This is a genomic window from Marinobacter sp. MBR-105 (assembly GCF_053628895.1).
The window spans coordinates 24,182-48,375 of sequence record NZ_JBRJHG010000024.1 but is presented as its reverse complement, the minus strand read 5'-3'; the positions used below and the strand labels follow the sequence as shown (position 1 = coordinate 48,375).

8 protein-coding genes are annotated in these 24,194 nt (G+C 50.9%); all 8 read right to left on the bottom strand.

Translation table 11 applies throughout. The annotated features are described in order from the left end of the window. Window positions 1-79 precede the first annotated feature (79 nt). The 8 genes from ACSSVV_RS19885 to ACSSVV_RS19850 all read right to left on the bottom strand — a co-directional run bounded on the left by ACSSVV_RS19885 (window position 80) and on the right by ACSSVV_RS19850 (window position 24,135). Window positions 80-1,549: a DUF262 domain-containing protein gene (locus ACSSVV_RS19885; RefSeq protein WP_454106883.1), complete on the bottom strand. Its 1,470-nt coding sequence runs from the start codon at window positions 1,547-1,549 to the stop codon at window positions 80-82. A gap of 175 nt (window positions 1,550-1,724) precedes the next feature. Further along, complete coding sequence (locus ACSSVV_RS19880) at window positions 1,725-6,242, bottom strand: hypothetical protein (protein ID WP_454106882.1); 4,518 nt, start codon at window positions 6,240-6,242, stop codon at window positions 1,725-1,727. Continuing rightward, window positions 6,226-7,056, bottom strand: a complete 831-nt coding sequence (locus ACSSVV_RS19875) for a hypothetical protein (protein WP_374814471.1) — start codon at window positions 7,054-7,056, stop codon at window positions 6,226-6,228. The genes ACSSVV_RS19880 and ACSSVV_RS19875 overlap by 17 nt, the downstream gene beginning before the upstream one ends. 5 nt (window positions 7,057-7,061) lie before the next feature. Further along, window positions 7,062-12,410 carry an ATP-binding protein gene (locus tag ACSSVV_RS19870; protein ID WP_454106881.1) on the bottom strand — a complete coding sequence of 1,783 codons (5,349 nt, stop codon included), beginning with the start codon at window positions 12,408-12,410 and terminating at the stop codon, window positions 7,062-7,064. Further along, entirely contained in the window at window positions 12,407-13,975 is a 1,569-nt protein-coding gene (locus tag ACSSVV_RS19865; protein WP_374814467.1) for a hypothetical protein, read from the bottom strand. The genes ACSSVV_RS19870 and ACSSVV_RS19865 overlap by 4 nt, the downstream gene beginning before the upstream one ends. Next, window positions 13,975-18,024, bottom strand: a complete 4,050-nt coding sequence (locus ACSSVV_RS19860; RefSeq protein WP_454106880.1) for a protein kinase domain-containing protein — start codon at window positions 18,022-18,024, stop codon at window positions 13,975-13,977. The genes ACSSVV_RS19865 and ACSSVV_RS19860 overlap by 1 nt, the downstream gene beginning before the upstream one ends. Before the next feature lie 277 nt (window positions 18,025-18,301). Continuing rightward, the gene (locus ACSSVV_RS19855) at window positions 18,302-21,499 is read right to left on the bottom strand and encodes a UvrD-helicase domain-containing protein (RefSeq protein WP_454106879.1); all 3,198 of its coding nucleotides are present in this window, start codon (window positions 21,497-21,499) and stop codon (window positions 18,302-18,304) included. Then, entirely contained in the window at window positions 21,496-24,135 is a 2,640-nt protein-coding gene (locus tag ACSSVV_RS19850) for a PD-(D/E)XK nuclease family protein (protein ID WP_454106878.1), read from the bottom strand. The genes ACSSVV_RS19855 and ACSSVV_RS19850 overlap by 4 nt, the downstream gene beginning before the upstream one ends. Window positions 24,136-24,194 lie beyond the last annotated feature (59 nt).

Here is a 24,194-nt window from a genome sequence, read left to right as displayed (position 1 = left end):
CCCGCGTCGCTACGCTCCGATGGGTGGCAGCCTTGCTCCGGTCCGGGTGGCAGGCTTCACGTGGAATGGGTGGCAACCTTCAGCGGTTTACGCACATTAATCGATAATGAATATCTGACAGCGACCTAACCCCGCATCTTATATTAATAAAAGCAAAGCTTCTGCACAACCCCTTAACTACCGACTCAATATTATCTCTGATACTCTCGGTTTTAAGACTCAGAATCTTTTTTGACTTCGTCAAGCCGACATTAATATTAAATTCGTTATTATCATCCACTAAACCGCCATACTTTACATATGACCTCAGAGATAGCGTGCTAAGAATAAGGGATTGAAATGCACTATTAGGAATGGAGTCATCTGCTATTTCAAAATTCAAAGGCCAAAATAATTGGGGTTTTGAAGACTCCGGTACGTGGCGAAGCAACGCCTGGCTAAGAGAAATAGAAGATCCAATTACCTCTTTGATCTTATTCCCCAATGAATAATTGTCCTCACTTGCATCTATTTTTTTTGCTGCCCTCGCAACAAGTAGATCATAGTCACTTAAACGGATCCCACCTTCATTGAGATGCTTAAAAATCGGAATCGCACGAGTAACATCAGTCGTTTCAATAGCTGTAACCTCGTACTTTGATGCAATATCCTTTATATATGTAGAAACACTTTCAGCCCAAACATTGGCTTTATTTCTCCACATCTCTAATATAATTTGATAGTTTTCTTCAGCATCTTCTACAGATGATATTGAGTTTAAGCGCTCATCGTCATCATAATCTCTTAATGCAAATCTAATCCCTGCTATGTCGCTTAGATTAGCTTCTAAAAGTTGGTGGGCTCGCTCATGGGCAAGGGCTTGTATTAGAGGCCTCCACAATCCCGGACGCTTGTTATCACTGTAAAACAGTGGAATCAATTTATTTGACACGCAGCCTCTTCGGAAAGCGGTTGCATAGGGAGTAGCATCAGGTTCTTTCGATCTCAATTGAAAGTATGGTGACCACCAGGAGGTGACCTGCTTATTATTTTCATTAAACGAATATGATTGGAAGCAACCAAATATATCGTCGGGCTCTAGATTATTAAGTCGTTCTTCATCGAGCTCTAAATCTTCATAACCAAACAGATCTTCAGGCATATTGATAGCTTCCTCACTGAAGTCTGGAAGCCTCAAGAACCATCTCTTTTTTAGCTTTCTATATATATTAGATAAGTATTCATCAAATTCTTCTACGCTGGTAAATCCAGAACTATCAAACTGATCCGTAAAAGTAAAATAAAGTGTTGTAAGTCGTTGCTGTCCATCCAAAAGAAAAGTGCATGAAGAGTTTTCTTTATCAATTCCCTGATCGACTATTCCCAAATGCCGATATGCATAGTCGCTTGTCTTTCCCTTTAGAACGAGAATACTTCCCACTGGAAAATCAAGCGACACGGAAGCTAATAAGTTTGCCTGCTTGTCAACACTCCACTTAAACTCTCTCTGAAACTCTGGCAAAACCAAATTCTTTTTATCGGCATCTTCAAAAATATCGGAAAGATTCATTAAGACCTCTTCTGCTTAAAATGTTTATAACTGCTAAAATAATCAAACTAACAAAAAAAATGGAAGGCTTAAATTGTCAAACATTTAATTTATATGAATGAAAAATCCTTACCCACCACTTATTCTTAATTTTCTATTGATAGTAATATCCTGAACGCTCAAAATTCTCTAAGATTCAAAAATCCCCTTGATTGCACTCCAAAATCTCGTTGAGAATATCGGCCAACTGATGAAGTGAGTCGGGCTTTAAGCGCCTAATTCTGGCCACGATATCCGTTAGATCGAGCTCGTCCAATCTTGCTTCGATACGGCAAACCAACGCCGCCAAAGTTTCTTTTTCCTGTGACACCAAACCTTCAGGTGCTGCTCGCAGTTCCTCCAAAGTTTGCTCACATTCTTGACGAGAAAGATGGTCCGCTCGATCGTCGAGTCCCGAAAGCTGTTTGAACCAAGTGCGGGCCACCTCTCTGGCGTCGATTTGTTCCAGTTGAGCAATACGATTTGATAATGACTCTCGAGCAACTTGGACAATATCGAGCTCTGACTGACCAAGATAGGAGGGCAGCTCCTGCTCCAAGGTGTTCATTTTATATCGGGCTTCTTCAAGAGAGAGCGCCTGAATGGATTCATTATCGGGAATAAAGCCTCGCGCCCAGAGGGCGGCTTTCTCCTTCACGGCCGCAACGCGCTCACTCGCGAAGCGTTTGTAGATTTCTTGGAAGCTCCAGAGCGGCTCAACTTCCTCTTGCTCACACCACTGATCTAATTCACCACATCTCTCAGCAATAGCGCGACCTAACGTCGCCTCGACCTGCTCCGGGCCACCAGAAAGGTCTGTCCACGCCTCAAAATCATTACAGACCTTATCTAGCTGACGGCGAGCATCTTCTATGTCATCAAGGTCCCGCTGTTCGGCAAACACTTCGCGTAACCGCTGCACTTGGGAGCGAAGCTGGTACGCCGAATCCAGAGAATAAATCTCTGCGTCGTAAAGCTTGGCCAGCGACTTTCGATGCTCACTCACCATCTCAGACGCTTTTCCTTCGAGGCTTTTGAGCTGGACGATCAGTTCCTGGAGCTCCGAATCCATTTGGTTCCGCCCGCCTTCCTCAAGGACTTCAGTGAAACGCTTCGCTTTACTACGGAGGTCGTCCAACTCCACGATGGTGGATCGAGACGAGATGGAGGTGACGTCAACCAATTGCTTCGCTTCAGCCAAAGCGCTTTGGTATTTAAACCGGTCTTCTACGTGGGAGATAGAATGGATCTTTTGCTGTTCAGCAGCCGCCGCTAAGTTTGGTAGTTCCAATTTCTTAAGGGTGTTCTCAGCCTTATCCATCTGCTTTCGATAGTCAGCCACTTGCTGCGGCGAGCGACACACCGATCGCTCAATCCAACGAGGCCCCTCCTTGGCTACCCATTGCCGAGCTACCTGCAATAGACTCTCGACCTCTTCGATGTGGGACTCTTCCCATTCCCCGTTAGTTACGAGTTCATGGAAGCCGAGAATACGATCACATACAGATAGCCCCCCAATTGAGTTTTCTCTCTGTAGGCGTCGCTCAAGCTCCCGCTGGATTTCTTCCGAGCGATGCTCAAAGGCCGACAACTGCTTTTGAGATTCGAGAGCCTCATCAATTAACTTTTCGAATTTATAGAGAACCTCATCTGGGACTGGGTCCTCTTTTTCCATTAATTTGGCTTGCCGATAGAATTCCAAGCGTTGTCGGTGCCGCGACGCACTTTGCCAGCTATCAATCAAACTTTGCCAGCGTTCCAGCGCACCTTCACTTATTGCTTGGAGCGTCGAATTGCCAAGGATCTTCCCATCGAAATCCGACGCCTTTAAGGCATGCCCTAGCCATGTGGATACATCACATGCCTCCCCGGCGACCGAAATCCGCCAACGCGGAACCCGCCGTCCCAAAAATAGGCCTAATAACAAACTAGCGGATGCGATATTCAAACCAAATGGTGGTGAAAACAAAGCCTTTCGCGTCTGCTCTAAAGTCCGATCGGGATCATCCCTATGCCAGGCATCCATCTGCTCCAGAACCGACTTGACCTTTGGATTACCCGGCACGCTGGAAACATTGCCGCTCTGGTCTAGGATCCTCCACGCATTGGCGAGTACTTGGCCTGCCCGATTGCGAAGTCGTACAGGACGAGACTGAATCCATTCGTCATTGAGCTCGCCCTTCACAAGCGCTCTGACCAACTCCAAGACATCTTTCTTGGCCTGACTTCCAGCCCCCGATCCTGTCGCAAAGCCATCGAATGGAAACGGAACAACGCTGGGGTAACACCTTGCGAAAATTTCTTGCCCTGCTTTAGTTAAACGCTTTACCTTGAGCTCGCCAAAGCCAGCCGCCTGCCGATGACCTTCAGACAGCAACGCCGCGGTTTCCTCTTGGGCAACACTTTGAGCGCGGGAAAGCTCGGCCGCAACAAATCGACGGTAGCGCTCTTTCTCCTCGCTAGAAAAACCACGCTCCAAAACCAAATTGCGTTTCAGCGATTCTGAGAGACGTTCTTTAGAGTCTTGAAGATAGATCACCCATATGGGGGCTTGGGCCACACCATAACGCGAAAGCTCGTTGTTGAGTGCATCAGTGGTTGCGTTACGGAGCTCCTCCAGAGACTCATCAGACTTAACGTAGGTATAAATGATTCGGCCCTTGGCCTCATTCACATCAACCGCACGAGACCAATCTCTGAAAGCATTGGCGATCGTCTCAAAGACCGTCTGAGATGAGGCGAACAGAGGATCAAACTTCCAGTCCTGAGTCGTGATCGCATTCTCTTGCGCAAAGCTAGTTTCAACGTATGCAAGGTTGCACAACGTCCGGCCAAAATTAACAAACAGCGTCCCCACATCACCAATATTTGGATCATTGGAACGGCTACGCAACAAGCGCATAAATTGACCGCGTGTGGCCGCGTCCTGAACTAGCTCATACTGACCAAAATCAGGATTCCATTCCAAGAGCCCGAGCTCTTCCGTCAAGTAAGTCAGTGTTTCGTGTAAGACAGTTTCAGTAACGCCAGCCGTGAGGCGAAGGAAATAGTTGTAAAGTTCTTGCCTGGGAAGACGCACACCGAGTTTCAGACCAACAGCCGAAGCCGCCAACACTTTTCGGCCAGAATCACTCAGCAGGGCTTTACGTTCTTCCAGAATGCCTTGGAGGGTTTCGGCGATCGTCCCGCCTCGGGCCTGCTCGGCTGCCACAAATTCGGGCAGCATTCCGTTTAGCAGCAAGTCAGCAGCCGATATCGTGGTTGGGACGTTGTTCGCAGAGATGCTCGGCTGACCTGCAAGCCGCTCAATTGCCTCTTTAGCGATGTTGAGGGCGGAGCGTGACTGCACCACATCCTGTTGCCGGGTCAGGAACCAGACGGCAAACGGATGTAATGGCCAACAGCCCGAGGTGATCACCTGCCTGAACTTATCCGGATCCGCCCATACTGGGAGGCGTTTGGCCTCGGGGACTGCCTGAAGTAGAAGGCCATGTTCGGCCTCATCATGGTCGTTATGAAGGACCTTTTGATCGATAAAGTCCGTATGTCTTTTCTCAATTAAATGAGCAAACAGGGTTTCAAGGTTCGTTGAAAGATAGGATTTTTGTGCCGCCTCGAAGCGCGTGATGTAGCGCTGCAGATGCATTAGATCCCTTCGGTCTAAGCGGCTCACATAGGCTTTGAGATCGTATTGAATAAACCCTAAGAAGCGCGCCCGGCCGCTAGCGTCTTGGATCCCTTGGAATAACTGTTGGAGTGCTGAATCCCCGGCGAGATGGGGATGCTCCGCTGCATACTCCAAAAACCGTCCGAACTCGTCGAATAAGATGAATAGGCCGCTGAAGGGTCCATTCGCATTGCAGTATTGGCTGGTGACGGTGGCAATGAGATCCTGGACAGACTCATTGCCTTCGACCGGAATATGAGCCCCGTTGGCGGCTTCATATATGGTGTCCACCGCTGCGTAAGTCACCTCATCGTGCTCGTCAAGACGCTCAATAATCGCCACTTCATTTAGTCCCGGTAGGACTTCTGCGAAATCAGCTTGTCGCAGAGAGAAGTTGCGCCGGACAAAATTCGCTGCGATGTTGAACCTCGGCGATAGTTCCTCGACGGGGGACAGGTCGCAACCAGCGTTCTTGAGCTGGAGGATAATTTGCCGGGCAATCTCCGATCCAAGATTGAAATTCGCCATGCCATCGAGAGGCACCACCAGAGCTGGCTTACCCAACAACTCTAGAGACTGCGATAGTTGATGGCCCAACTCATTATCCGCCCGGGCCACTCGATCGCGAATTACATTTGCCGTAGGTGTGTCGGGATTGGCAAGCAACTTTGCTAAAGTGACAGCCAAATGCGACTTCCCAGAGCCGTAACCCGCGATGGCTAGTGAAAATGGATTCCCTTGCTTTTCCCTTCCTTGGGCAATTTCTTCAACGAGGTTGGTAACGAACGTAGCTGTGTCCTTCAGGACGTAGCCGTCGGCCGGACTATCCGAGTGAACTGCGTGATAGCGTGGACCATGAAATACGAAATTTGTTGCGGCTCGTTCAGCTCTTTCCGGATTATCCTTGACCCAGCGAAGCTGGACAGCACCCTCGAAGAACAAATCATCACGAAAGTGAACGATGTCTTTTACTAGAACTTCGGCGTTATTATTAGATAAGTCGGTCATACATAACCTCTAACACGTCATCCGTATTCATAAGACGAGTAAGAATAGGCGCCCCCGTCTGACGATCCACGCGGAGCAGTCCAGCGCTCTCCGCCGAGGCGAAAAAATCATTCTGCTCCTCGCTATTCCAACCAGTGGCAGCCATCAAACCACTTTCGCTTTCAAGTTCACGCAAGGCAATTTGGCTTTCTCCGGGGAAAATGTCGTCCCATATCAAGAACAAAAGCGCACCCAAGGTATCAAAAAACGCCGGCTGCAACGGCATCTTACGCAAACGAATGCGACCGTCCTCTTTTTGAATAGCAGCGGCTTTGCCTAATGCGGCCGGATCTGCGTAGCTACGAACCAACGGGCCGACAGCATCTCGGCTACTGCCGTATTTGTTTTCGAGGTAGGCCTCAAAGTGGGCCTCATCAAGATCCCGGCCAAGCGCTGCCGCCCCTTCAACAAACACCGCATGCCACACCTCGGCGCCACCTCGGGCGCGGCATAACATTAGGTGTAGTACCCATTGAGTGGTTTGTTCAATTAGATGGATATCCTCATCCATGACCGTTTTCCCGAGAGAAGTCAGTTGAAGCTGAATTCCCTCGCCTGATTTAGTAGCCCAGTTAATTAGCCCCATGCCCCGGGCGTACTGAAGCAGAGGTCGAACCTTGCCAGAGCTTTTTCCGGTTGGGATACCGGTTTGCTCCGAGATAGTTGCAATAGTGACGGGGCCGTCATTTGATTGAGCAAACGCAAGCAACGCGCTGAGATAGTGTCGCTCAGGCTGAAAGGTCATATGGAAGCTCAGCGGCAGACGGTCATTCACAGCACTCACCACACATCCCCCAGCCTGTCACTAAGTGCAGTCACCGAGACCTTACGAACTATTACCCGTAGATCTCCATTCGGACGCTGTTCATAGCCGGCTGAGAGACACTCACCTTTCTTAAGAGCAGACAGCTGTGTGGCCCAGTCCTCAGCAGAGCTATTCGGTATCATATTCTTTAATATCGTGGCGTAGGTCCTAAGCTCTGTAGAAGCAGGAGCAAAAAACAACTTGTGTGCCGCCTGAAACAATCGATCCCGTTCTTCGCTACTGAAATTACTCAAAGTTTGAGTTGCCAGGATCATCGACGCACCAAATTTCCGCCCTTCCCTAAGGTATTTCTCCAGGGGAGATCCACTGCGGTGGTCCAGGTTCTGAACTTCGTCGAGCACAACTGGTAGCGGTCGATTTTTTGAGCCAGTTCGCTTCATAAAATCCCAAAGGTCCCACAGAACAAATTCAATGATAAGCCGTTGGATTTCGGGCGGAATATTGTACAGCTGAAGAATCTTCACCAGCCTATGATGGTCGTTGAAGATCTCAGGCCAGGCACTCTCATTGGCATTCGCAAAAGGCTCCGTGCGCGCCAAGGGCATAATCTTGTTGGCGAGTAAAACTTCCTCATCATCTTTTAGCTGGTTGTAAAGGCTTTCAAGGGTTAGATCGCCCGCGGCAACACCTTGCTCAATGCTGTCAACCAGAGTCGCCTTCTGCTGCTCGCCCAAAGAGCTGTATACCGCGGTAAAAATACTTGCGACGCGTTTTGCCACTTCGAACGGTTTTTCTACGATTGTCCCAAGACCTTCAAACTCAGCTGACTGTGGCTTGAACGGATCGAGAGGCAGTTTTTGTCCGGCCGCCACGACGTAACTTTGGGGCGCTGCTATGCTCTTGAATTCGTCTTCAAGTTGGTCGGGTTTAAAACCATCGGTGTAATCGATAACCAAAGAGTTCTGCTTGGCCTTCGCCATTTCCAGCAGCAACGCTTGAATGGCGTAAGTCTTGCCATTGCCAGACCCGCCAAAGACGAGCAAGTGCCTATTGGGCAGCTGTTTGTGACCAAACTCCCAATACACAGGCTGGCCTTCTCCCCCGTGCGCAGTTATCTCCTGTCCGATCAAGAGGCGATCGGGAACGCCCGATGATGGATTTGGTGGGGGATCAGCTAGTGAGGTCTCTTGAGGACCCATAGCCGTGGTCGTTTGATCGACTGCGGGCTCAGCAGTTACCGGCTCAGAGGCTTTCGTGACCGGCATATCTGCCACCGGTAGTTGAGTCTCTTCTCGAGGCGTGGTTGGCGGATGATCCTGCTTACGTGGAGCTGAAAGCTGCGGCAGATTCGACAAAGTTTGTGTCGAGTCACCCTGAGCTTCGCGGCTGCCAGGCAAGTCTCCGACCTGTACTGCGGTCGAAGGCCATATCTGATGCTTTACGTCATTCCCATCGTTAAGCAGGGCGTTTAGCACCGCATTTTGGCCAATGGCTGCATGATAAACCTCAAGCGCCTCCTTGTGCCCGTTCAACGACAAGTAACCAGCTGATCGCGCTCTTCGCAACTCGAGCCCGTCCTCTGCCGAACGTTGGTCATTCGTCCAGAACGTCGCGCCGACCGCGCGCCAATTTATGACAAAGTAACCTTCCGCCATCTGTTCAAGTGCCTGTTCCACCATTTCCTTGTCAGACGGTTTGATCGACATGACATTTCGCACCACCAAGGCGCGATGAAGCTGCGCCCACCAGTAGCGTCGATCAAATGCAGCCGGCGGACTCTCTGCCCTGACCGGAAGGAACAAACTGCTTAGGTGGGATAGTCCGGCCGCGGCCTGGGCCACCGATTCTTCCACATGATGATTAGACTCTTGGCCGACCTTGCATTCAACAACGGTTGCATCGATCACCAGCTTTCCCTGCTCTACGCTGGCCTCAAGCAGCAGAAGGTCCGGTCTGAGTCCGTCGGAGGCCCCGTCGAACCAATGAACAAAAGAGTCTAAAGGCAGAGCTGCAGACACCAAGGAATCGGAGCGGTCCAGGTACAGCCGATTAGCCATGGCGTACCCGATAACATCCCGCATCACCCCTTCGCTCCCCAACGCACTGACGAGCGAAAGTCCGGTGACGGACTGCGCCTCGTCCATGAGCGTATGAGCAACCGTCTCGCATTGTTCAGCGGGCCATTCGCGATAGATTTGGCCCAGCCGCCGGCTGACACCTCGCGCCAACTCCCCAGTGGTGTTGCTTTCCGTGGACAGGGTCAGATTAAGTTCGCCATACGAGCCAACCCCAGAGGCAAAGCCAACCAGCTTTCGCTGATCCTTAGCCTTTTCCCCTTCATTCAAGATCAGCGTCTTATCAACGAACCGATCGACACAGGTCACCCACCGACAACAACGATGCATTTCCTGAGTGAATTTCTGCTCTAATTCGCCATATTCGACCTGATTAAAGATCACATGATGGCTACCTGGATAGTCTGGATTTTTGAGACGGGCCGTCATTTCTGCATGGCGTGCAGCCACTTTAAATCGTCGATTGCTCACCAAACCTCGGCGCAGATTGGGGTCGGTTGAGCTCGCTAGCCTCGGATGCTCGCAGATAGGGAATTTGCCCACTTGGCCCGCTGCCCAATCAATTTCGAAGGGTTGGGTTGGGACAACAGAGTCGCCTCCGCATTGATCATTGAGAAAGTCAAATAGGAACCCTACGTCATAGGCACTGTTCACAGATTGCAATAAGCTTTGCACCTCTTCACGGGTGCGAGCTGGGCGGTAGGCGATTCCCAGCTTACACGGGCGGTTACGATTTTCCTCTCTCCCATTCCAACGCTCTTGCCAGCGAAGCAAGACTTCCTGGGCTCTGGTTGCGGAGGGGCCGCGCCCAACCAAACGCACGCTTACGACGAAGGGAACGTCAGTTGTCCCCGATTGCTCTTTGGTTATTTCGGTAACGAAGCTATCGATGCCGGCAACGATGGGACGTAGATCTTCGACATTCGCCGCTAAAATGGAGAGGCGGTCGGCCGCATATGGATGAATCTTACTGAACGCCTTGAGAGTCCGTTGGATCATTGTAGATTCCGGCGTGGTGCGCAGATACGCCGACAAGCCCTCTTCGGACGACGCATCTTCCGATCGCATTTCCGCCTGAGCAGCCAAAGTAGGCGTCGTCTTCGGTTTCTCGCCCAAACGGTGAATCAGACCGAACGATCGAAGATTAGTCGTGAGCGTCCTCGAAGCATCAAATACCAGGCCGTAAAGGGGGCGGCGCAACTCGACCAACCCCAGCAATCGATCAAAGGCAGCTTTCCCGGCTTTTGCATCCTTCTGGAGCAGGGTCCGAAGCGTTTCACCAAGCCCATCACGGAGGAACACTTCTCTTGCCTGCACCGTTTCCGCGATGGCGGGTGTGATACCGGTAGCCACTAACGCAGGGACAAACGCACTTGTCGGGGATAGGTTCTCAGGAACGCAGACGAATGCCTGATAGAGGCGCCTTAGCAGATCAGCTCCTAGCGCGCAGCGGTCCTCGTCTCGTTTTAACGCCAAGTCCACCATTTCGCTGTAGCTTTTCACAAGATTAATCAGTGGCTTGTCGATCGCCGCAAAATAGCCGTCATTAGCTAGCGCTGAAATAAACCCCCTATAAGCACTCGAAAGTTGATCGAAAGCGTCTTGTGTCTTAGTTTCCAAATCCTCTTCCGGAATTCCTTCTAAGACATCGCGGACAGATGCTTCCCACATCCCGGTTGAAAGCAGCCGATTAGCTTCTTCGTCGTCAATTGCGAAATACAGTTCATCAAGGGCCGAACCCATGTGAATAACCGGCAATCGCAACGTTGGCTCTTTCTCAAGCGCTTCAAGCATGAATTGGGCAAAACTATGCCTAACGCGTTCCTCGTGGTTGGGTGGTATAATCCAAACGAACGACCGGTCCACCGACAACCGGCTGACTTCGGCTTCGGCGGCTACACGAAAAGTCAACCGACTTTCCTTAATCCCCTTTGAAATAATATCAACTGGTCGCTCATCTCGACCAAAAACCACGGATAGCGGGACAGCCTTTTTCTCGACATCATCATCGTTAGGGTCAGAATCTAGTTCCAATTCAAAGCCGCTAAGAAAGTCGTCAATTCCACCGATTAGTCCACGATAGGCTTCCTCAGCGATACTCGAATCCTCTCCCTGCTTGGGGGTATCAAACTCGAACCGTTCGATTGTCACTCGAATCTGTTTGAGGTGTAAGGGGGCCCAATCGGTCCCGCAACCTTTGGCGAATTCCTCAACACTCGAAAAGATGGCGTTCGCCAAGGTTGAAAACGCAGGCCCCCGGAGACGCGTTGGCGTGTTACGACGATTTGACGTTTTCTTCGTCTTGGTCTTTAGGATCTTGATAACGGGTGCAAAATCTGTGTGCAGAAGTCGTTCTTCTGACTCAAGCGTCCCCTGCTGGACGAACGTCTCAAGCGTATCGAGAAAATCGTCCGTAGAGTCATAAGGAGTGTGATTGATCACCTCAGGTGCGACCGCCAAGTCCTTCCTAGCCTGCTCGATATTCTGTAATGCCTTCTTTCGACCGCTTGCTTCCCGATACGCATCCCTCTTAAACAAGCGTGCGGCGTCGTCGAGCAAGGTCAATCGCTTGGCGGGATTGGCCGGAGAAAAAATGGGCGGGATACCCCAAACTGGCAGGTTTTCATAAGCCAGAGCCAAAGTTTCACTGGCGTTGTTGCAGTTGATGGCCTTAGGAAGCAGATTCTTTTCAAGGAACTCAGATAGCTGGAACAAATTCCTCGGGCGAATTTTAAATAGCTGTTCAAAAAACGCATTAAATTTTTGAACAACACCTCCGTCGATGTCGGGCAGATTGGCCTCGTGCAAAAACCTTTGAGCCCAATCCGTATAGTCGCTGTTCAGCCGTTCCCTAAAAAGCACAGTCTCATTTACGACATTGAAGTCAGCTAAGCCACCTCGGTCCGTAGCATGGTCGATACCCGCCAGTACCACCAACAGGAGGTCTTGTCCGTTCGATGCCGTTAAGTTGCGGTAGTGCGTGAGGCGATCTTCCGTATCCACCCACCCTTTGTTTTGCAGCCGAATTGCTTCTTCGGAATCAGTTTGTAATCCACTACTTAACCAATGTTGGTTAAGCCCAAATGCCACTTTCAGATGGTATTCAATCTTGGCGTTTTTAGAAGCCACGTAATCCAATAGCTGTTCGAAGATAGCGTGGATGGCTTGTGGTGGCATGGACTGAGTAAACACACGGAGTTCTGCTGGCTCACCAGGGGTTAAATCCGCAAGCTCTCGCTCAGCCTGCTCTTTTACATAGTCGACGACGGTCTGCGTATAAAATCTCATGTTTTCTTCTTAGCCGGGTTTTTAACAAGAGGCGTTGCATCAGAAAGGGGGATTAAGAACCCCCCACGCTTCAGCTCATCTTCAAGCCAAGCGGCACAGTCATTGGGGACTGCTGGTCGAATGCCGGCGCTGAGGGTGGAGAGCGCCTCCTTGATTTGAGTCGCACCCGCAGCGATCCCGAAGTGACGGTATAAACGCTGCAAGAATTCGTCAAAAGGGAGACGCTGGCCCGGCTCCAGCAATACCGCAACCAAGGTTTCTACTAACGACGAAGGGAGCGTGAAACGCATGGGGCCTTTGGGTGGGACGATTAGCCCAATTTGTTTTCCGAGCGATCGAAAGAGCTTGAAGCCATGGGCATCAGCATTTCTGAAATTTTTATCGTCGTCGGTTAACGCCGAGAGGGTCGGTAGCTTTGTCGAGCGCACCGCGCCGTACAACAGTTCCTCGGTAGCACTAACGGATGCGCTAGATGCTTTCCCGAGATCTGTTCCTACTCCAGCATTGGGGCCCACGGTTATCCAGCTGTACCCACCCTCAAACTGTTTCTTGCCGCCACTCGATCGTTCGCCGACCCACCGCACGGCTTGGAAGCAGACGCTGCGCAAAACGTGTAAACAGCAAAGGTCTTGAAGCACGCGCATTTTCTTGAGGGCGTCTTGATTGGACAGGACAACATTGCTCAACTCCCAGGCAAACAGTGCGGCCTCACGCCAGCTTGCTGAATGTACCCATCCAAACGCCTGATGCGAGAGTTTTTCGTTGATGGCCGGGGTCTCCCTTGCGGTGTGTTCAATCACCGCACCCAATTGCGAAATCGGCCCATCGATCGCAGACAAAGTGTCGCTTAGCCCGTCAGCCAACTGACCACGGACAGCCGCCCAATCAACGTAACTGTATTCATCATCCAGCCACCGAGAGGCCTGTTCGCATCGAGCTTCCTGCAACACATGCCAAAGCTGCAAAAACAAAACTTCTCCACCACGCGCCATAAAGTTATGGCTGCCCGTTGAAAAGTGCCTCTCTGCGGCGGGCCAATCCTCAACGTTGGCCCCTTTCGCGTCGGTGTGGCGCCAGTCAATCTCACGTGCAAGCAGAAAGTCGGAAGCCGGAATGAAACTGTGTGTGACCCAAGTCCGCTCCCCAGCAACACCCACGAAACCCGAGAACAATTGTTGCAGAACCCGAACCGCGCGTTCACTGCCTTCCCCACTGTCGCTCGCGATGTTGGATTGCATGTCCTCGACCAACTGTGAAAATCGCTCAACATGTGTCTTGTGGCGTGTCTCGAGTTTCGATGACGGGAAGAAGGAGAACAACTTCACGGCAAGCCGACTCTCAGGCAAGTACTCCAATCCGCCTTTGAGATCTTCAGGTAAGTCAGGAAAGCCTCTTCCTATCTCACCAGCCTCGCTTTCCTTCTTAGAGCTAAAACACAATAGAAACTCTGCCAGGTACTCCAACGGGGTCTGATCTTTGTAGAATCGACGTCCGAACGCCCGAACGGCAGGATTACTATCCGTTTGTTTTTCAATAGAGATATTTGGAAATCGTAGCGTGTTCATTATTGGTAAACCAACTTCTGGCCGCCGTCGACCGGCGTGAATTTGTGGATTCGAAGGTCACCTTGGGCATCGATCTCAAGGAGCTTAACGTTATCGGCCGAGGCCCGTACCCGCTCCAACAAATCGCTACGGAACTGTTCCAAGCTCGCCCCGTGGATAGCGTCCAAGTCACTCGTTAACTCGCCGAGGTCTTTACTGATGATGTAATCAAGTAATGGCAGACTCAGCTCCAGGCTTGCTTCCGTGACGGGATGCTTCAGTACCGGCAGCCCACTTACCTCGTCGAGGTCGATGGTGAATTCATCAAACGGAATCTTCCCAAGCACGATCTGAACTGACTGGAACACCTTCTCATCGGGACGTCTAAGGGTGATGTATAAGCTTTCACGTTTATTTCTGGGCACGGACGCACCGATGTACTCTTCCATCAACACTCCCAACACTTGTTTCACAAAGCGCTGTTTCTCCATACCCGACAAATTGTGGTTTACGCTCCAGGCCCGGAGTTTTCGGAGCATTGGGGACTGCAGGAAATCATCGAGGAAAACCTCGGCTGATGCGTGATTTTCCTCACGAGGCGAACCGAACATGTAGGTGAGACGCCGAATTTCCCGCCGAGCGTTTCCGTCGTTCGAACTACCCAAACGCGATGCGAAGTGCGCCCTCACTTCACTGAGTTGGACGGGATAAAGCCAAGCCTCTTCAAGCTTGCCTTCGTGCATCTGTTGGTCGAAGGTCGGCGACGCAGCAATGCCAAAATTAAGGTCTGCCATTTGGCGTAGACAAGACAATGCGTCCACCGCTTGAAGACTAAGTTGGCTACCATGGCCAAAGAAGGTCTCGCTGAACACGCCCCGGAATTTGGTTTGCGGATCTTGCCGGATCTGTTCACACGACAACCCACCCGTGAGACTGAAGCTCAAATGAGCCGCTATCTGACGCATGGTCATACGCCGGCCATACGCATCGAGTCGACGGTAGACGTCTCCGACTCGTTCGCCAACGGTGTCAGCGCACTTATTCATCGCGTCCACGTTGCGCCGTATAGGGCAGCGATCTTTCGCTTCACAGTCACTACACCGGGCCCAGCCGGGATGGGAGACAAGCTTCGACAGCAATCGTTCAGCGGTGTCGACGTTACTGAGCATGCTAAGGTTTGCCACATACACTCGTTTCGTGCCATCGAGTTGCAGCAAGTTAGCGTCTGAGACTTTGTCCTTTAGGAGCGGCTGGTTCAGGCACTCTAGGATCTTTTGCTGAGCATCTCTCTGGCCATGCCCTGCTTTCGCCATCAGTTCCGTAAACGAACTTAGGAGGGGGCCGGTATTACTTACGATTAAAGCGCTGCCGGGTTGATTGAATGCATTGTCTAGCTTTTGTGCTCGACTTTGTGCTGACAACTCACTCATGTCCTTCACAATCGTAAGCTTATGTCCCTCCAGCGAGACAACCTCCTCTTCTTCAGGCGATTTTGGTGCCGGCTCGTTCCCCGGCACGCCCAGGGCACGCTTCCAGATATCTAAAGCCACGGTTGACTTGCCATCTCCTGCATGTCCAGTCAGGACAATCACGACATCACTTTGATCGGCTAGCAACTCTCGAATGCTCGAGACAAGATTAAGCTCAACGTGTAGGTCAGTAAAGTAGGGACTGATCGCCTGAGCTTCCGCAAGCGCATAACGGTTGTCAGCTGTAAGATTATGTATGCTATTCAAATATCGAACAAAACCATCTGCTGCTTGTGCGTGCTTCGTTATATTCTGCTCATCTGCAATGCCGACTTCCTCACCGATAGAATGAATGGGCTTCGCCTTCGGTGTGTAGCCTTCCTCATTGACGCCCACTGCGTTAGCGTCCTCATGAGCGAACAGACTCAGAAATTCCCTTCGAATCATAGATGCAGATATCGTGGGCTCGTCTTTCACCGTAAGCATTGACTCCAAGATTTGCTTAAGATACTCAGATTGGCGTGAATTCAGTTCAGACACAAACAGCTGTGGTAGATCTTCAGAGCCAGTAAGCCGTTTACCGGTCGCCCATTCAATCAGGGTAACCGCTAGGGAATAGAGATCCCCCGACGGTGATGCAAGGTAGCCCTCCTTGGTCATCAGAGTTTCTGATGAATACCCAGGAGTTCCGCCGAGTACTTTATCGCCGCTGTAGCTTGCCAACCCGAAATCTATCAATTTGGCAACTTCTGTCTCAGCGTTAAAAACAATGTTGCCAGGTGTAACATCATTATGGGTGATCCCCCCGCGTACGACATCGTCGCCGCCACTACCTTGCGGGGGCGGAAGTTCATGTAACCCGGCTAGGCCTTGCAGAATTTGTTCCGCTACCAAGAAAAAGCTTTTAGCATCCGGGCGATCACCTCTTGAAATTAGGCTCTTGAGTGTATCGCCTTCGACGTACTCCTCGACAATACACCAATAGCTGTTATTCCACTGAAGGAACGAACGATACTTGGCGACAAACAGATTGTGCTTAGCCGCTCTTAGGAAATCTCGTTCAGCAAGCACCTTGTCTCTTGGCACATCGGCACTGAAGATCTTCAATGCGGCCAAGTCGCCAAGGCTGTCTCCAAGAAAGACATCGCTAGTGCCACCGCTTCCAAGGCTCTCTTTAAGAACCCAGATATTGTGTTCATCTCCCACTTGAGGTCTTCTTGGGTTCTCTTCAGGGATAGCTTTTTGAACTTCAGAGGCACTTTCTCCTAACCAACTCGTGAGCTCATTGAACACCTCCTCCGCAGTTGGCCTGTCAGAAATTTCGACCGACTTCATTCGCTGCGCAAGTTCGCAAAGTTGGTTTTTATCCCCCTCTGTCGTTTTATCAAGTAGTTCGCTGAAAGTCTGACCTAAGCTGAAGACGTCGAAACCATAATCCGTATTTCCGGCCAGAGCCTCTGGGGGGAAAAATCTCTTTTTATAATCGGAGAGCTCATCTGACATAACCGTAAAATCTGCACTAGGATCGAAGACTAAGTCAAAATCCGTGAGTTCAACATGATCATCTCGACCCACAATAATGCTTCGCGGTGTCACGTTCCGGTGGATGATACTTGCTTCTGACTTGTGCAAGTGGACGAGGGCACCTGCGATATCTCGTACCACCCTCACTGAAAAATCTAAACTCAGCCCCTCATTGGTTTCTAAGACCTGGTCAAGAGTTTTAACATCTCCCCACCGACAGACCTCAACCACAAGCCCCTTCTCGTTCGGTTGCTTTTTCACTGGCCTGATGTTTGGGTGCGGGGGAACTCGCTCAAGAACATCAAGGCTCCGAAATTGACGCTCCTGTAAGTCAGGAAGGTCCGAAGCTACGCCAAATACTCTCAACCGGTAGAGAGCATCACCGCGCTTTGGATTTTCCTCAGCGAGATAGCTGACGTAACGTTCGTTACGCTCAAGGTCGTGTAGGATTCGATATCCATGGATCTGATCTGCGTAATCCTGTCTACGACAACCTATCTCAAAGTTCTCATCCCACACTTTCCGCAACCTACGAAAATTGGAGGCGTTAAGTACTCCCCTACCTTTTTCTATGTCACGTTTGACTCTTTCTCGCAGATACTTACCGAGCTCAGACATACCGACAAATGTCAGGTGGTCGGGCAAACGCCTGTTCTGGTCAACCTGTCGAATGACTTCAAACGCACTATCGGCTCCTTCAACAGATGACTTATCAGAAGTCAGCACCACTATCGACTGAACGAACGGAGATTGTGCAGCAGGTAGTGTTTTTTCTATAAGAGATTTAAACACCTTTGCCTTGGGCAAATTAACGTTGTGCGGATTGGGAACTGCCTGATTATTTCGAAACCATGAACTTGGCGCGACATCGATTTCTCCGCGCCAATCTTTAAGCTCAATCACCGCCGCAAAACTTTCAGAGATAAAAAGTGCATCGCATTCACACACCCTATGACCTGGATCTGTGATGTGAATACTCGGATACAATTCGTAATGCTCTGACGGAAGAAGAAGGGGTTTTAGCTCCGCAAAAGCACGACGTTCATGTTCAAACTCAGAGTGGTCGAATGGCTTCATACCTTACCTGGTCTTACGTTAATGAAAATTGATACAAGATATCTCCGGATTGACACGGGGAATAACCGAGAACGTAACCGAACCTAAAATATAAACTTGTAGAAAGCCAAGGTGATTTGATCTTTCTTCAAAAAAAGTATTTGGATCCCTGAATAAAGTCCGCGCCGATAAGTTGCAAATTTGGCAGAGTAGACTAAGGGAAACCGGTAAGCATTTGGCCATAAAATACAATCACTCTCTGGCGTAGCCATCAAAGTAGATGATAATTTACTTCCTATCAATATGTTAGGTTCCGAATTTCTGAGAGGGTCCCCGTTCTCGTCCAATTGAGCGCTAGCAGACTATCTCTCCGACGCCCAAATCCGTTGTATGAAAGTAATTGCCACCAATACAGTTCGCCATTTGTCGCACTGTCACTCTTGTGATCAATAATCATCGATGCGTTTTCGCCATCTACAAAAAGGTCGATAACCCCACTGACCACTTGGTTTTTGGCATTAGTGGAAACAACATGCAACTCGCTTTCGCAAGACTTCAGTCTGCCTACCATGCGAACAAGTTGAGCACGAAAAAATTCAAGATGGATTACAAACGATTTCCGCTCACCTTCAAGGTTGACGTATCCAGGATTATACTCGAGCACTTTATCCAATAATTTAGGTTGCATGAAATACACCTGATATATGCGATGCATCCAAATACCCAGATCGTTCGCTGAAACATGCTCTAATTTCGCAATGTCTGGAGAAGGGCCATATTTCGTTTCTTCCCGCTCTACTAGATTGACCACGCTATTACGCTTGCCAATCGACGGGTTTAACGTATGCGTCAGTTTGTCAGATTGCCGCTTTGGATCGATGAGAAGGGCGACATTGCAGGCTGCTTTTTCGTCACATTTTGGCCTTTTAGGAGCGTACATTCCGTTTCTTATCGCTCGACATACGTATCTAACCGGCACAGAAGATTGAGCAGCAGTCAGTGGTTCTATGTAAACCAGCATCGATCCATCGCTGAAACCCTCGAAGTAAGGCAAGATCAACTGCTCACGTGCTCGCGTCAAAGCGACATAACATAGATTCTTAGATGTTTCCACCTGCTCTTGAGCTAATATTGAAGTGAAGTTCTTTCGCGTTGGCCCGTCATCGATCCTTGGCAAAATCTGCACAAAACTCTGCCGTAACATGGCCTCAATATCACCATCTGGATAAGCCATGCTGATACTCGGGAACCTCGGCTCACTGGCCTTTTCAGCATCCAGCACCATAACCACAGGCCACTCAAGCCCTTTGGATGAATGCCAGGTTTTCAGCGCCACCGCATTCTCAGCCTGTGGATCTGCGTTTGGCTGTTCGTCAATACTGTCTTTGTTCTGGTTGAGCCACACTGGGAAGGTTGAAACGTTCTTGCCAACGATTCCCATGGCATTCAGCGTTTCCGGCTGTAACGACTCAAACTCTTCTGCCAGCCCGATGAGCTTTATAAGATTTGCCCGGTACTGTGCGCCGTCCGGATGTTGTTTCAACGCCTCAAATAGCTTTGCTTCTTCAATCACTGTTAGAAGCTGGGTTTTGACCGGCTGTTTGCGTATTGTTTTCCCCAGTGGCTCCAGCAGTTCTTTGATGTCGTGTTTGAGAGCCGTTTTAGGATCGTAACTGGTTAGCAGCTCTTTGAGCCGCTCCGTGCTGTTGCCGTTCAACAATGGCGAGGTGAGTAAATCCAGCCAGGCATAGTGATCGCGTTTGTTATTGAGTGCCTGCAACGCATTAAGCGCCCATTGCACGGCCTCACACTTGAGAAATCCCGGTTCCTGGATTTGCACTTCTATGCCCACGCTACGCAATGCGGCAGCGAACTTACCTAGCCTTGAGTGACCACGCGCAAGTACCGCAATGTCGGAACCACGAATGGGGCGTTTTTCTCCGGTGTGGCGGTCTGTGATTTTGGTGCCGCTGGCCAGAAGATCAGACAAGTGGTTAGCCAGGGCGATGTTGCCTTCTGCAGTAAAGCCCGGCTTGGGGCTTCTGGAGCTAGCGTTGAGGTTCCAATCGTCTTTGCTGAAACGCAGCACCTGCACTGCAGGTAAATCAGACTGGTAACCCGCCTTCGGTTCCAGTTCCCGGTAGTTGTCTCCGTAAAGGGTTTTACCAACACCGTTAATGAACTCCATTAGCTCTGGCGTGCTTCGCCAGTTGCTATCCAGTTCTTTGACGACACTATCTTTGCCCTCACCTTCCTTGAGCAGTTCAGCAAAAAGCCGGCTGTCAGAGCCCTGAAAGCCCATGATGGACTGTTTCAGATCGCCCACGATCAAGGTGTACTTGCTGGTTTTCTGGAAGCGTCGGAGCAAGGCGTACTGAAGCGGGTTGGTGTCCTGAAACTCGTCGATAATGAGGCAATCATAACCGCCGGAGATTTCTTCCAGCCATTCGGGGTGGGCCTCGAGCATGTCATTGGCCAGGTGCACCATGTCGCCGTAGTCCACCAGGCCAGCTTGTTCTTTGGTTTGTTGGTACGCGGAGAGTGTTTCCAACACGCCGTTGATAAGACATTCGATGTGGTTTAGGGCGTCGTTCAACGGGCCCGGGTGCACGCTGAGTTTTTCGGCGGCGTTCCAGATGGCTTCTGCCAGATCGGCGCGCGTATGCTTGTTCCGAATGTTTTTCAAGTCTTCCGTGTATTGCAGCTTGGCCCAGAGTTTCCAATCGCGCTCTAGCTTGTTCCTTGTGGCTGAATAAATACTTTCTACGAATGCTCGGGTGTGTTTGTTATTCCCCCACTCCTTTTTGTGGCCAAGGGTTTTCGCCTCCGGGTACTCAATTTTTACTGCTTCAATCGCTCTCCAAAGGGCTTCTGTGTACGGCGCCCCGTCTTTCTGCACATGGCCATAGGTGCTGGTAATGATCTCTTTGGCCTGGCTCAGCAGTGCATCCGCTTCGCCCGGGGACGTATTGAACCCTTTCCCGAGGGAACGGAGCTTGTTGATCAGCGCGAGGATGGTGTCCGTCAGCTGCTCATCTGCCTCCTGGTAGTCCTCGCCCTTGAACGAACCTGTGTAGCCATAGAGTTCCAGGTTATCCAGAACCGGTTGGATGGCCTGTACCTGGTCCATCGCCTTTCGTAGGAGAAAGTCTTGCTCCTGTTCGGTCAGCTGCCTGGGGATGGGCGATCGACCAGCTTCGTAGGCGAAGGTTTTCAGGATATCCAACCCGAAGGCATGGATAGTTGAGATGGTGGATTTCTGAAGTAGCCGGGCTTCCACCATCATGCCTTCTTTGAGCAATGCCAGGCGAATACGGCTTCGCATTTCGTTGGCAGCATCGTTAGTGAAAGTCACCGCCAGCACTCGGTCCGGCTTCACAATACCCTGCTTAATCCAATCGGTGAGTGTGCTCTGGATAGTGTAGGTTTTCCCGGCGCCGGCACCCGCCTTGATGAGGGTGAGAGGTTGGGCTGGCAGAACGGCAGACTGGCTCATGCGTTGCCCTCCTCATCGCGGGTAAATCTGCTAACGATCGGATTATCCGTAAGCGCGTACGGAGTGATACCGCGGTCTTTCCAGGCTTTTTCATCGGAGCGCTCATTGAGCCTGATGTTGCCGTTCTCAATGTCTTTCAGGCGCGCCTGAACCAGCTCTGCGGCTTTTTCAGACTGTGCGACCAATCCGGGTTCCGGTTGCAGCACGTTCAGTTGATTACTGGGCGTCAGGGGCTGGTCGGTGAGCAAGGTGGTGTCGTTCAGGGTGTAGTAACCGCTCATCACCTCACCTTGCTCATTGTTCTGTTGAAACAGTTGCCGGTAGATCAGCGTTTGCAACTCATAACCTTTTTCCAGGCGCTTTAATCGGCTCGTGTGTTTGGAGGTTTTGTAGTCTACGATCAAACGCTGGTTGCCGTTGCTCAGTACTGCATCCACGTACCCTTTCAAGGGTGTGTCCCAGAGCTGGCCTTGCAGCTCCAATTCCACCTCGGAGATGGACCAGTTTTCCTGGTTGCACCAAGCAGCAAAGTTATTCAGTGCCCGGTACACTCGATTGCGCAGGTTGGTTCTTTTCAGGCGCCACTGTGGCGAGTCCAGAAATGCAGCCTCTTCCCGCACCGCCTGATTGAATAGGTTGTCGAAGAGTGTTTCGCTCCATGCCTGGTTCTGGTGCTCACGGAACAGTTCAAAGACCTTATGGGCGATAGTACCTTGCACTGAAATATCAGGTGTCTGCGGCTCCCATTGGCGGGATTTGATGCCGAGGCGATACAGCAGCCAAGCCAGTGGGGAGTGCATGAGCTTTTCCAAACTGCTTGGGGACTCCGGCTTTATTGTTCCGTCCTGGTTGGTTCTGGCCCTCTGAATGAGTTCCGGGCCCAACTGCAGATCCTCCAACACCGGAGGCGTTGGTTGTTCCAGCTTGATGGTGGTTTTGCGCAGCAGGGGGTGGTCCGACTGCATAACCGGCTGCTCAAGGCGTTCTGGTTCCAGCTCATTCAAGGATTGGAAACATAACGCCATATCCAGCAGTGTTTCGCTGGGCTCCAGTGTGCTCCCCTGGTGATCATTCATCGAGCGCAAGAACGTGATGCGGGTATCTGCTCGGCTTAAAAGCTCGGCGAAAGACTGCTCCCATAGGGCTTGGCTTTGCTCAAGGGTGGGAATCGCCAGATCCGTGGTCTTGGCCAGTTCATCCCATGCTTCCCGTTGAATAGGGCCAGTATGCTCCGGCTGAAAACTATAGTTACCCTGGTTGAAGCCCAACACAAACAGCTCGTCCACCTGAAACGGTAGTGGTTCCCCGTCCTGTATGATGTTGATGGCGTGCAGGTATCGAACTCGATCTTCCTGGGATTCCAGGGTAGCAACGGGAATTTGGCGGGTAACGTTGCGAATGAGTTCCTCGAAGGAGGCGTCGCCATACAAGTTCATCAGCCGCTGGGTATTCGCCAGAAGATTTCTCATCCGGGATTTTGGCAGCCCTTTTATGCGTTTACCTGCCAGGTTCTCTGCAATACCGCCCAGCCACTCCAGTACCGCCGTTGGCGTTGCCTCCGGGGAGCTTTGGAGTAACTGAAGCATAGCCTGCTCTTCAGCACTGGCATCGTCTCTCAGGGACAGCTCTTTGCCGTCACTAAAACGCTCGGCAAGTTTCTGGCCAGTGGCCGCAGACCAGGGCATCAGCGGGTTAATCATGGCACTCATAACGGCCATGGGGATGTCGGGGTGAATCAAACTGGAAAGCAAATCGTGAATCAATGAAGACTGCCAGTCGAATACACCGGATTCCGGTCGCAGGTTACTGGCAATCAGGCCTGCGTACTCAAAGTGTTTGTCCAGCCAAAGCTCGTAATCGCCGCCTTTGGGCACCACCACAACGATGCGCTCTGGTTTGGTTCCCTGCTCTACCGCCGCTTGTACCATTGAGGTTGCGGCTTCAACTTCCTGTAGCTGGTCCCTGCAAGTCAACCAGTGAAGATTTTCTGGCTTGGTGTCCGGTTTGTCCCCTTGGAACAATGTGTTGGCAAAGCGCTGTACCGGGCACTCCAGATTATCGGGCTGAGGAACAGGAATGAAATCGTATTTCTGAGGCTCCGGGGCAAGCCAGCCTTTCTCGTCGAGTAGCTTCAGAACGTCCCGCTGCCAAGGGTAAAGATCGTCCTGATTCAAGAGGGGATAGACATAGACCGGTTCGATATAGAGTTCTGTGTGCTCACGAAACCACAGCTCGGCAGGTTGGTCTTGTGCCGGACGTTCGCCGATTTTCCGGGCGAGCTCTGCAAGGTCGTTGTAGTAACGCTGATTTCGGGTAGCGGGTGATGGTATATCGGCAGGTCTGGCACCCAACGGCACGTGGTTCAACAGGAACTGCAGGCCCGCCTTCAATTCGGCAACGGTGGCTGGTTCATCCACCCGGATGCTTTTGGCCCAAAACGCTTTGGGCATCGCCAGGGCGTGTTCCTGTATGGCAACGTCCCAATCCAGCTCACTGGGCTCGATTAGCCACATGTCCGCGAGAGTTTCCAATAACACGGAGAAACTGCCCACTTTGGTACCCATGGTGTTCCGGGTAGCCAGGGCATAGCGGGTTTCACTGGCGGTGAATGCATCTGGGACTAGCAGGAAGTCCATTTCTTATCCTTTTGCTGTAGCCTGACTGGCAGGTTCATCCAAGCTACCTATGTTTATAA